The organism is Yersinia pekkanenii, from assembly GCF_001152565.1.
In the GTDB taxonomy this organism is placed as follows: Bacteria; Pseudomonadota; Gammaproteobacteria; order Enterobacterales; family Enterobacteriaceae; genus Yersinia; species Yersinia pekkanenii.
On sequence record NZ_CQAZ01000010.1, the window covers coordinates 1 to 8,802 of the forward strand.

Sequence of the window (8,802 nt, forward strand, 5' to 3'; positions counted from 1 at the left end):
AACGCGGGAGGCAGATAATACGCTTTCCCGCTACAGAGTCAATCACTTAATCAGTTAATTTTCTCTGCTCTTCCCGGCCACTCTGTGAAGTTGCTCACAGCGCCGTGTCGATGGATGCGCATTATAGGGAGCTACTTCAGAATGGCAAGGGTTTATAGTAAAGTTTTTTCCGTTTGATGATTATTTAAACGTAAAGGTTATTTATGGTGCGTTTTTATCGCTTTTGGTAGATCTGCCAGGCTATTTAGCACCCAATCAGCTAGCGCCTCTCCTTCTGCGCTAACAGGCTTACCGGTGCGAACTAACACTTTAGTGCCGACATTAGCCGCTAATGCTGCCTGCATATCTTCAATTTTGTCACCAACCATATAAGAAGAAGCCATATCAATGTTCAATTCGCTTTGTGCTTGCAGTAACATGCCAGGCAGCGGTTTACGGCATTCACATGTTTCACTGAACTCCGCTACACTGCCATCGGGGTGATGCGGACAGAAATAAAGGCCGTCCAAATCCACACCACGGTCAGCAAGAGACCAATCCATCCATTCGGTGAGATTTAAAAATTGCTCTTCGGTAAATATACCGCGCGCAATACCTGATTGATTGGTTACCAGTACCAAAGCAAAACCCATTTCTTTCAATTCACGACATGCATCAATAACGCCATCGATAAACTGGAAGTTATCAATTTCGTGGACATAACCGTGATCGACATTAATTGTACCATCACGATCTAAAAATATTGCGGGGACGGGCTGAGTCACTTATCTGCTCCTGAGGGCTGTAAACCTTATTAGTATCGCATGTTTTATTGCCGATTGAGAATGGAAGAGAATCAGTGTTGCCAGTTGACTTAGCCGTCTAGACGCCTTAACATCCAATCCATACTTTGGTTCTACCGAAGTTTATTTATTATCTAGCCACGGAATTAACGATAAAATAAGAATAATATGATTAAACTTTCTCACATCAGCAAAGTATTCCAACAGGGTTCGAGCTCGATTACCGCGCTTTCAGACGTGAGCTTACACGTCCCTGCTGGGCAAATTTATGGCGTTATCGGTGCCTCAGGCGCCGGTAAAAGTACACTAATTCGCTGCGCCAATATGTTAGAACGGCCTACCAGCGGGCAGGTCCTGGTGGATGGGCAAGACCTGACAACCTTGTCTGAAGGTCAATTGACTCGCGCACGTCGCCAAATAGGCATGATTTTTCAACATTTTAATTTACTCTCCTCCCGTACCGTATATGGCAATATCTCGCTGCCCCTGGAGCTGGATAACACTTCACGTGCAAATATAAAGAAGAGAGTCACTGAGCTGCTAGATTTAGTCGGTCTGACTGATAAACAAGATGCTTACCCTGCGAATCTATCTGGTGGGCAGAAACAGCGCGTGGCCATCGCCCGTGCATTGGCCAGTAATCCTAAGGTTCTGCTGTGTGACGAAGCCACCAGCGCACTGGACCCTGCAACTACCCGTTCAATTCTGGAATTACTGAAAGATATCAATCGCCGGTTAGGTCTTACTATTTTGCTTATCACCCATGAAATGGACGTGGTAAAACGTATTTGTGATCAGGTTGCGGTTATCAGTGAAGGTAAATTGATTGAGAAAGATAGTGTCAGCGAAGTGTTCTCACATCCGAAAACCCCGCTGGCGCAACAATTTATCCAATCAACCCTGCATTTGGATATTCCAGAGGATTATGCCAAGCGGATGACTCAGGAGCCAACTGCGGATCGTGTTCCACTGCTGAAACTGGAGTTTACCGGTCAGTCTGTTGATGCACCGTTGATTTCACAGGCTGTACGTCGTTTCAATATTGATATCGGTATCCTTAGCTCACAAATGGATTATGCTGGCGGAGTTAAATTTGGTGTCATGCTGGCAGAGCTACATGGCGACAATCAGGATGGTCTCGCTGCCATCAAGTTTTTGCAAGATCATCATGTAAAAGTAGAGGTTCTGGGTTATGTCTGAGGCAATGATGTGGTTAATGGGCCGAGGCGTCTGGGAAACTCTAATGATGACTTTTGTGTCTGGTTTCTTTGGTTTTGTTTTGGGGCTACCGGTCGGGGTGCTGTTGTATGTCACCCGTCCTGGGCAAATTATCGCGAATAATAACATTTATCGCACCCTGTCTGGGATAGTGAATATCTTCCGTTCCATACCTTTTATTATCTTATTAGTATGGATGATCCCTTTCACTCGAATGATCGTCGGTACTTCTATTGGTTTGCAGGCAGCGATTGTGCCATTAACTGTGGGTGCCGCGCCCTTTATTGCTCGTATGGTAGAAAATGCTCTGCTGGAGATCCCGTCCGGTTTGGTTGAGGCGGCCCGTGCCATGGGCGCTACCCCAATGCAAATTATCAAAAAGGTGTTATTACCCGAAGCGCTACCCGGTTTGGTAAATGCCGCCACAATTACTTTAATTACCCTGGTGGGATATTCTGCTATGGGTGGTGCAGTCGGTGCCGGTGGCTTAGGCCAGATCGGTTATCAGTATGGTTACATTGGCTATAACGCCACTGTAATGAATACAGTATTAGTATTATTAGTAATTCTGGTTTATCTGATTCAGTTCAGTGGTGATCGGATCGTAAAAGCCGTTACCCACAAATAATCATTAATTCGCGACGGACTCACACCACGGCGCATCTTATAACGAATGTCTATAGAGGTAAGGATATGTCTTTAAAATTCAAATCTATCGCAGCTGTCAGCGCACTGATTGGTACTCTGGCTCTGCTGGGTTGCGGCCCGGCCGAAAAAGCACCAAACCACATTAAAGTGGGTGTCATTGTCGGTGCTGAGCAACAAGTTGCTGAAGTTGCTCAGAAAGTAGCAAAAGATAAATATGGTCTGGATGTCGAACTGGTTACTTTCAATGACTATATATTGCCAAATGAAGCACTGAGCAAGGGTGATATTGACCTGAACGCCTTCCAGCATAAACCTTATCTGGATCAGCAAATCAAAGATCGTGGCTACAAATTGGTTTCTGTTGGTAACACATTCGTTTACCCGATTGCTGGTTACTCTAAAAAAATCAAATCACTGGATGAGTTACAACCAGGCTCTCAGGTAGCACTGCCAAACGACCCAACTAACCTCGGCCGTTCACTGTTGCTGCTGCAAAAAGTAGGGTTGATTAAACTGAAAGAGGGTGTTGGCTTGCTGCCAACCGTGCTGGACGTGGTTGAGAACCCTAAAAATCTGAAACTGGTTGAGCTGGAAGCGCCTCAGTTACCCCGTTCTTTGGATGACCAACAAATCGCCTTGGCTGTTATCAATACCACCTACGCGAGCCAGATTGGCCTGACACCCGCTAAAGATGGCCTGTTTGTCGAAGACAAAGATTCACCTTACGTTAACCTGATCGTGGCCCGTGAAGATAATAAAGATGCGGAAAACGTGAAGAAATTCGTTCAAGCTTACCAGTCTGATGAAGTTTACGACGCGGCAAACAAAGCATTCAACGGTGGCGCAGTTAAAGGTTGGTAATCGTTAATTGGCTATTTTGCTGAATACAGCGAAGCTAAATTCAATGTTTGCTAAATATATTGCAGGGCGGGCTACGGCCCGTCTTGTTATTTGCATAATAGATTGCTTCAATAGCACTTCTTAGTTAAAAAAGGCCGAGGAATTTCTATGCGTGCGTTACCTCTGTGTCTGTTAGCCCTTTCGCTAACTGGATGCTCCCTGCTTCAATCAAAGCCATCCACCACAGAAAGCCCGGTTAAACAACCGCCTCCAGTGACCAAACCTAGCCCAACAGCAGCTCCTCGCCCGGTACCCGTAAAACTGTATAAAAGTGCTGAAGAACTTGTTGGCAAGCCTTTTCGCGACTTAGGCGAAGTCTCTGGTGAATCTTGCCAATCGACGGTTCAGGACTCGCCAGCCAGTATCGCAACCGCCCGCAAGAGGATGCAGATCCGTGCATCCTATATGAAAGCAAATGCCGTCCTGCTGCATGAATGTGAAATCCAGAACGGAGTCCCCGGCTGCTATCAACAAGCCGTGTGTCAAGGCTCGGCACTGAATGTTTCATCAAAATGAGTACATTCTCCTTTAATCAGATTGGCGTGATCCGCTCGCCCTATAAAGAAAAGTTTGCGGTGCCGCGGCAACCCGGTTTGATTGAAGATGGCGGAGGCGAATTACAGCTACTGCCTCCCTATAACCAGCCAGAAGCCGTACGCGGTTTATCTGATTTTAGCCATTTATGGGTGATGTTCGTTTTCCATCAAACCATGGAAGGGGGCTGGCGTCCGACGGTTCGCCCCCCACGCTTAGGGGGCAATACCCGGATCGGCGTATTTGCCACCCGCTCCACTTTCCGTCCAAATCCTATTGGTATGTCCCTGATTGAGCTGAAAAGTGTACATTGCCAAGAGGGGAACGTGATCCTTGAGTTAGGCAGCCTGGACTTGGTTGATGGCACACCGGTGATTGATATTAAGCCCTATCTGCCTTTCGCCGAGAGCCAGCCACTGGCGCGTGCTGGTTTTGCTCAAACGGCCCCTGATGCAGATATGCACGTTTGCTTTTCTACTACAGCTGAGCAACAGTTAGCACAGCAGCAAAAACGTTATCCACAGTTGCGGCGTTTTATTACTCAGGTTCTGGCGCAAGACCCACGCCCTGCCTACCGTAAAGAAGATAGTGAAAGCCGTGAATATGCCGTTCTATTACTGGAATTTAATGTGTGCTGGCGGGTTGTTGGCCAGCAAACGGAAGTGTTATCACTCGACCTGCGCTAAATTTCACCCAGTTCTCTTTTGACAACCCGTACTCGCTGGTAAACTAAACCACTTTTTACTTTTTGGCTGCCTCTACTTGTTGCAGCGCTAATGGAACCAAAACATCATGCGTACTAGCCAATATTTGCTCGCCACTCTGAAGGAGACACCTGCCGATGCTGAAGTGATCAGTCACCAACTGATGCTTCGTGCCGGGATGGTCCGTAAACTGGCCTCAGGTCTTTATACCTGGTTGCCAACCGGGGTTCGGGTGTTAAAGAAAGTCGAAAACATCGTGCGCGAAGAAATGAATAATGCCGGTGCTATCGAAGTTTCAATGCCCGTCGTGCAACCAGCTGATTTGTGGCAAGAAAGTGGCCGCTGGGAACAATATGGCCCTGAGCTGTTACGTTTTGTTGATCGTGGCGAGCGCCCTTTTGTTCTCGGCCCAACCCATGAAGAGGTTATTACTGACCTGATTCGCGGTGAGATCAACTCTTACAAACAGTTGCCACTGAATTTCTTCCAAATTCAAACCAAGTTCCGCGATGAGGTTCGCCCACGTTTTGGCGTGATGCGTGCTCGCGAGTTCCTGATGAAGGATGCTTATTCCTTCCACACCACTCAAGAATCTTTGCAGGAAACTTACGACGCGATGTATGCGGCATACAGTAAGATTTTTGAACGAATGGATTTGAATTTCCGTGCAGTTCTGGCAGATACCGGTTCGATCGGCGGCAGTGCATCTCACGAATTTCAGGTATTGGCCGAAAGTGGCGAAGACGATATCGTATTCTCAACCGATTCTGATTATGCCGCTAATATTGAGTTCGCTGAAGCATTGGCCCCTGCTGAATCACGGACAGCGGCAATAGAAGAGCTGCGTATCATTGATACTCCGAAGGCAAAAACCATCGCCGAATTGGTTGAGCAGTTCAACCTTCCAATAGTGAAAACAGTAAAAACCTTGTTGGTTCATGCTCACGAAGAGAGTGGCCATAAGTTGGTTGCCTTGCTGGTGCGTGGCGATCATGAGCTAAATGAGATCAAAGCAGAGAAACTGCCACAAGTCGCCAAACCACTGACTTTTGCCAGCGAAGAAGAGATCCGCGCGGTTATTGGCGCAGGCCCTGGTTCATTAGGCCCGGTTAATTTGCCAGTACCGGTGGTGGCTGACCGCAGTGTGGCGGTAATGAGCGATTTCGGCGCGGGTGCGAATATCGACGGTAAACATTACTTTGGTATTAACTGGGAGCGTGATTTGCCGCTGCCACAAGTTGCTGACCTGCGTAATGTGGTCGAAGGCGATATTAGCCCAGATGGTAAAGGCACTTTGCAGATCAAACGTGGTATCGAGGTGGGTCATATCTTCCAGTTAGGCACTAAATACTCGGAAGCGATGAAAGCCACGGTTCAGGGCGAAGATGGCCGTAACCAAGTAATGACCATGGGTTGTTACGGTATCGGGGTATCCCGTGTGGTTGCTGCTGCTATTGAACAGAATCATGACGACCGTGGCATTATTTGGCCGGATGCAATTGCACCATTCCAGGTGGCAATTTTACCGATGAATATGCATAAATCTTTCCGGGTAAAAGAACTCGCGGAAGAGCTATATGCCACCCTGCGTTCTCATGGCATTGACGTTATTCTTGACGACCGTAAAGAGCGCCCGGGCGTGATGTTTGCAGATATGGAATTGATTGGCGTGCCACACAATATCGTGATTGGCGATCGCAACCTCGATAGCGAAGAAGTGGAATACAAAAATCGTCGGGCTGGCGAGAAGCAAATGATTAAAACCAGCGAAATCGTCGATTTCCTGCTGAGCCAAATCAAACGCTAACATTAGCTAGCAATATCGAGCCGCCAGAGAGTGAATAGCTACTGGCGGTTTTTTTATTGTTTACAACTGACTGCCGCAGCTCTTATTGGCATTAAACTGAATATCACCTGCTGGGATCAGCGTTTTGTCTGATTGCCCTTCGTCCATCGACGGCCGCACATCAAAATGACCATTGAGAGTCAAGAATACGGGTTCACCTGCATTTTTACGGGTACTTAAATACCCTTTTTCCAATGCGATATTATTTTCTACCGGGAAAGTCTTGCCCGTTGCGCAATCGGTAAATACTGCGGCATCAGCAAAATACTTATACATCCCGCTCAAAGGCATCGGTGTTTTTGGCAAAGGCTGATCGCCAGGGGCAAGTTGATAGTTCAGTGTCGATATAATAGGTAACCCTTGTTGGTCGAGCATCACCAGATTTTTACCTACCGGCCGGAAGTAGCGTTTTTCCCCCCGCCCATTAGTCAGCACCAGCTTATCCGCTGTACGTGCCCACTTACCGTATTCAGCAAACGCCTGATCACCATCGCTACTGTCATCAGGATGAGTGACGCCACGATAAATTTCTTTCAGGATAAAAGTCCCGTCACTGTCAAGGAACAGCGAGGTATCCAGGCCACTGCAATCCGCACAGGGCAATACTCCCTGATAACTTTGCTGCATGGGTTGTAAAGATTGCTCAACCGGCTGATGCCGATTATTACACCCAAGTAATGACAGTGCACCTACTGCCAAAACTAGCGTTATCGTTAATTTTTTCACAGTTATTCTCCCATACTGTGTCCGATATATAAGGAATGAGGCTGTCTTAGCCGCAACGCGGTGACGCTAATGCCAACTACCGGCATCATTCCTGATGAATTTTCCCTCGTAACGCTTTGGTCGCACCTTTGCGGACTTTACCCTCGACTCGCCTTATTTTTGAGCCTTTGGTCGGTTTCGTCGCCCGACGGGCCTTTTCCACCACCATTGCCTGGCGAATTAACGCCACCAACCGCGCCAATGCAGCCTCGCGATTCATATCCTGGCTGCGATACTCTTGTGCTTTGATGATAACGACGCCATCGGCAGTCACCAAGTGGTTATTTAATAACAATAACCTTTCTTTATAATACTCTGGCAGGCTTGAGGCCCTAATGTCAAAGCGCAAATGAATAGCAGTTGAGGTTTTATTGACGTGCTGGCCTCCCGCGCCCTGTGCCCGGATCGCGGTCAGCTCAACCTCACTGTCGGGTAGACTGATACTATTGGATATAATTAACACACTTATTGCCCATTATTTTGCCATTCGGCAAAACTTATTTCCAGATTATTCTGGGCATCTGATAACCAGATAGTCCCCTCTTGCAGAGTTGCTTGTAGTGACATATTACGATGAGAAAGTGCAGCTAACTTTGCCATCTGTTCGTCATCAAGAAAACGTACCCGGAGGTTACGGTGCCCGGATAACTTCTCCTGAACTTGTGGCCACCACACCTTGGCTGCGCGTTCACTGTAGGCATACAGCACGACCTGCTGTGACTGATTACAAGCTTTACGCAGGCGTTTTTCCTCCGGCAGCCCCAACTCAACCCACAATTCAATGCCGTTGTGGTCGTTATGACGCCAAATCTCTGGTTCATCGTCAGCGCTCAAACCTTTAGTAAACTGCAAACGTTCATCAGCGTGGCAGATCCAGGCCAATAAACGCAGCATCATACGCTGGTCAGTTTCAGATGGGTGTTGTGCAATTGTCAGGTTAATATCCTGAAAAAAATTACGATCCATATCTGCAATATTAACAGCAGCTTTATGGATGGTTGCTTTTAGTGCCATGGGTGACCTCTTAATTATCTGGTGGACAGTGTACTTGATTAAGCCTGCCAGCAGCCAGCCCGACATAAAGAGGATTATTCGCGGTATCAATACTAAAAAGAAAGCTTTGTTCTGTCTCTAATATCTCCATCACTCCTGTGCTATAGTCCTTATAAGTTCAGAGTTTATCTTCGTCGGTTGACAGTGTGGTGCTTCCACTGAGAATCTACCGGGTTAAACTTTTCTGGGAGGGTTACTGTGCAGCAATACTGTGAATTAGTACGCCGTTTTTATGCCGAAATTGGAAGTGGTGACCTTGGCTATGTGCCAGACGCCCTGCGTTGTGTATTGAAAGCATTGGACGAAGTTGCGGCTAACGACGCACTCCCGTCCTCCGTTAGGGAACAGGCGG

General features: G+C 47.3%; 11 protein-coding genes. 7 read left to right on the top strand and 4 right to left on the bottom strand.

All coding sequences use genetic code 11. From position 1 onward, the window contains the following. Positions 1 to 197: 197 nt before the first annotated feature. A complete protein-coding gene (gene gmhB, locus AEP37_RS06585) occupies positions 198 to 764 on the bottom strand; it encodes a D-glycero-beta-D-manno-heptose 1,7-bisphosphate 7-phosphatase (RefSeq protein WP_049611670.1) in 567 nt (188 codons plus the stop codon). A 186-nt stretch (positions 765 to 950) separates the two neighbouring features. Here gmhB and metN point away from each other — a divergent pair, with 186 nt between their 5' ends. The 6 genes from metN to proS all read left to right on the top strand — a co-directional run bounded on the left by metN (position 951) and on the right by proS (position 6,593). Further along, the gene (gene metN, locus AEP37_RS06590; RefSeq protein WP_049611673.1) at positions 951 to 1,982 is read left to right on the top strand and encodes a methionine ABC transporter ATP-binding protein MetN; all 1,032 of its coding nucleotides are present in this window, start codon (positions 951 to 953) and stop codon (positions 1,980 to 1,982) included. Beyond that, a complete protein-coding gene (locus tag AEP37_RS06595; protein ID WP_049611676.1) occupies positions 1,975 to 2,628 on the top strand; it encodes a methionine ABC transporter permease MetI in 654 nt (217 codons plus the stop codon). The genes metN and AEP37_RS06595 overlap by 8 nt, the downstream gene beginning before the upstream one ends. 65 nt (positions 2,629 to 2,693) lie before the next feature. Next, positions 2,694 to 3,509: a MetQ/NlpA family lipoprotein gene (locus tag AEP37_RS06600; RefSeq protein ID WP_049611679.1), complete on the top strand. Its 816-nt coding sequence runs from the start codon at positions 2,694 to 2,696 to the stop codon at positions 3,507 to 3,509. A gap of 147 nt (positions 3,510 to 3,656) precedes the next feature. Further along, on the top strand, positions 3,657 to 4,064 hold the full coding sequence (rcsF, locus tag AEP37_RS06605; protein ID WP_049611681.1) for an Rcs stress response system protein RcsF: 408 nt from the start codon (positions 3,657 to 3,659) through the stop codon (positions 4,062 to 4,064). Further along, positions 4,061 to 4,768, top strand: a complete 708-nt coding sequence (tsaA, locus tag AEP37_RS06610; protein WP_049611684.1) for a tRNA (N6-threonylcarbamoyladenosine(37)-N6)-methyltransferase TrmO — start codon at positions 4,061 to 4,063, stop codon at positions 4,766 to 4,768. Before rcsF ends, tsaA begins: the two co-directional genes overlap by 4 nt. Positions 4,769 to 4,874: 106 nt before the next feature. After that, a complete protein-coding gene (gene proS / locus AEP37_RS06615; RefSeq protein WP_049611687.1) occupies positions 4,875 to 6,593 on the top strand; it encodes a proline--tRNA ligase in 1,719 nt (572 codons plus the stop codon). Between the two features lie 60 nt (positions 6,594 to 6,653). Here proS and nlpE read toward each other — a convergent pair whose 3' ends face one another. From nlpE to AEP37_RS06630, 3 genes are all read right to left on the bottom strand, one after another. After that, positions 6,654 to 7,358, bottom strand: coding sequence for an envelope stress response activation lipoprotein NlpE (gene nlpE / locus AEP37_RS06620; protein ID WP_049611690.1), 705 nt, complete (start codon positions 7,356 to 7,358; stop codon positions 6,654 to 6,656). An 85-nt stretch (positions 7,359 to 7,443) separates the two neighbouring features. Further along, entirely contained in the window at positions 7,444 to 7,860 is a 417-nt protein-coding gene (arfB, locus tag AEP37_RS06625) for an alternative ribosome rescue aminoacyl-tRNA hydrolase ArfB (protein WP_049611693.1), read from the bottom strand. Positions 7,861 to 7,862: 2 nt separating this feature from the next. Continuing rightward, positions 7,863 to 8,411, bottom strand: coding sequence for a YaeQ family protein (locus AEP37_RS06630; protein ID WP_049611696.1), 549 nt, complete (start codon positions 8,409 to 8,411; stop codon positions 7,863 to 7,865). Between the two features lie 237 nt (positions 8,412 to 8,648). On the opposite strand from AEP37_RS06630, the gene AEP37_RS06635 reads away from it, so the two are divergent. After that, a partial coding sequence (locus tag AEP37_RS06635) for a YaeP family protein (protein ID WP_016591428.1) occupies positions 8,649 to 8,802 on the top strand: 154 nt, incomplete at its 3' end.